The sequence below is a fragment of the Paenochrobactrum gallinarii genome, from assembly GCF_014205685.1.
Lineage (GTDB): Bacteria > Pseudomonadota > Alphaproteobacteria > Rhizobiales > Rhizobiaceae > Paenochrobactrum > Paenochrobactrum gallinarii.
On record NZ_JACIIU010000067.1, the window covers coordinates 1 to 2428 of the forward strand.

Genomic DNA, 2428 nt, shown 5'->3' on the forward strand with positions numbered 1-2428 from the left:
GTGAGCGCAATGAATAGCCCACGTCTTTCGTGATTGACGGAATGGGTTTCCGGCTGGCAGTCAAAACTTTTGCTTTGCCCGCTTCGGCATAAAATAGGTTCGGATATTGACGAGTGCTTCGGCGACGTCAGCGGCATCCTGGCGGGTGGCTTTGCGTTTTGTCTCGCCGAGCTTGCGAATTGGCGCAATGATATCGCCAGTGACGGCATGACCGCGAAGAACCGGCTGCCAAAGTCTGGGCGCGTATCCTGTTGCCAGCAAAAAGCAGAGGTCCCAATCGAACGGATCAAAGGTTTGGTCATCGATCCTGGTAAACCTGGGCCGGTGGTCTTTCGGGGTTTCGGAAAGGCTCGCCGAGATACGGTTATATTCCGCAACGATCGTCTGCACGGCCCGATGTTCGGTTGTTTCCATCGGCAGGTTCAAGGCATCCGGGCCGGTCATTTCCGGGATCCATCTGCATGGGTCGATGAACTTTGGGCCAATGATCAGAGCCGTAAGATAACCATCGAGACCGCTCATTGACCAGATTGGCGATGCCGGACGGCGCCCCCTGATAAAGGCTTCGAACGCCTCGTCATCGAGCTTCAGTCGAGCCGCCATCCCCTGGCTGTTGTGCGTCATGCCGCCTGTCGCTCCTGCTGCGCCATCGCCTCACGCTCAGCCTTCCAGGCCCAAGGCAGGAGATTTTCCATCTGGCTGGCTTTCACTTTTCCGGAGATGATGCGCTCCAGCACATCGGCAAGCCAGACCTCGGGGTCCACGCTGTTAAGTTTTGCCGTGTTGACGAGCGATGCGAGGACAGCGAAAGTCTTTCCACCCCGCTCGTTGCCCACGAACAGCGAATTCTTCCTCGTCAGAGCCACAGATTTCATCGAACGCTCGACCACATTGGAGTCGACCTCGACCCGGCCATCATCAAGGCAGGCTGTCAACCCGCTCCAATGGTTGAGCGTGTAGCTGACGGCCTTGCCAAGCGCTGATTTCGCCGACACCTCGTCGCGCAGTTTGGTGAGATGGGCTTTCAGCTCTCTCATGACTGGAACTGCCTCGCGACGTCTCACGACGAGCCGGGTATCGGCGCTTTCGCCGCGCAGTTTTGCTTCGATCCGATAGATTTCCGCAATCCTGGCAAGGATCGACAAAGCCTCCGAAGAACCCGTCAGCTTGACGACATCAACGAACTTGCGCCGAGCATGGGCAAGGCAGAAGGCCAGCCGCATGGGTGCGACATTGCTCTTGCCCCGACGTTTGACCATAGTTTTGTAGGCTTGGTATCCATCGACCTGAAGCACACCGGTAAACGACGACAATTGTCCCTCGATCTCGCGGGCGCTGCGGCTTTCGGCAAAGATATAGGCCACGGCCGGCGGTGCCGGACCATTCCAGGGACGGTCGTCAACCGCCTGCGCCCATAACTGGCAGACCTTGGTTCGTTTGCGCCCCGGCTCGAGCCGGGGCAACGGTGTCTCGTCACAGAACACTCTCGGCTGCGAGCGGATAAAGGCGGTAAGCGCGTCATAGAGAAGCTCCAGCCACCAGGCGACCCGCATCACCCAGGCGCCAAGCGTGCCGCGATCAATGATGACACCGCAGGAGGCCAGCATTTGCGCCTGGCGATTGAGCGGGAGATGCCAGGCAAACTTCGAAACAGCGACATGCGCGGCAAACGCCGTGGTCACCATGCCACCGTCCATCACGCGTGCCGGTGCAGGTTCTTGCACGATGGCACTCTCACAGGCCCGGCATGCATAGCGCGGCCGGATCGTCCGCTTGACCCGGACAATCGCAGGTACGATGTCGAGCGCCTCGCTGACGTCCGTGCCGATGCAATGCAGTTCGAACGAACAGCAGGGGCAAATCTTGCTCTCCGGCTCAATGACCTCTTCATAGCGCGGAAGATGCCTGGGCAAGCGGCCGATATTGCGCGCCGGCATCCGTCGCGCCTGTGTTTTGTCTTCACCGACCGGTGCGGCATCGTCATTGGCTGCAACAGGAATATCGCTTAGATCGCCCAGGTCGAGCGTTGCCTGGGCTGGATCGATGATCGTCATCTTCTCCGATTTCGTCCCGAAGAGCTGGCGCTCAAGGAAGGCAATACGCGCTTTGAGATCGGCATTCTCTTCGTCGAGCGAGAGAATGATCCGGGTCAATTGCGCAGCATCCTGGGGCAAGGGATCGGGTCGAAACAGCATGATTAACCTTACCATATGAGCCAGAATATTCAAGCAAAAACAATAGGATCAGCCCACTTTTGAGGGCCGCCTCACCGCGTTTCGCTTGACCCGCGTCCAGTCAATGCCAGCTAGCAAAAGCGAGAACTCCTGGGCACTCATCTGCATCGCACCATCGCGGATCGGGGGCCAAACAAACTTTCCGCTCTCCAACCACTTTGTCGCCAGGATCATGCCTGACCCATCCCAGTAAA

3 protein-coding genes are annotated in these 2428 nt (G+C 58.3%); all 3 read right to left on the reverse strand.

The features are described from left to right. Positions 1–60: 60 nt before the first annotated feature. Complete coding sequence (locus FHS77_RS15895; protein ID WP_184224888.1) at positions 61–624, reverse strand: UPF0149 family protein; 564 nt, start codon at positions 622–624, stop codon at positions 61–63. Next, entirely contained in the window at positions 621–2195 is a 1575-nt protein-coding gene (gene tnpC / locus FHS77_RS15900; protein ID WP_184224889.1) for an IS66 family transposase, read from the reverse strand. Before tnpC ends, FHS77_RS15895 begins: the two co-directional genes overlap by 4 nt. 48 nt (positions 2196–2243) lie before the next feature. After that, on the reverse strand, positions 2244–2428 hold a 185-nt coding region (tnpB, locus tag FHS77_RS15905; RefSeq protein WP_184224890.1), incomplete at its 5' end, for an IS66 family insertion sequence element accessory protein TnpB.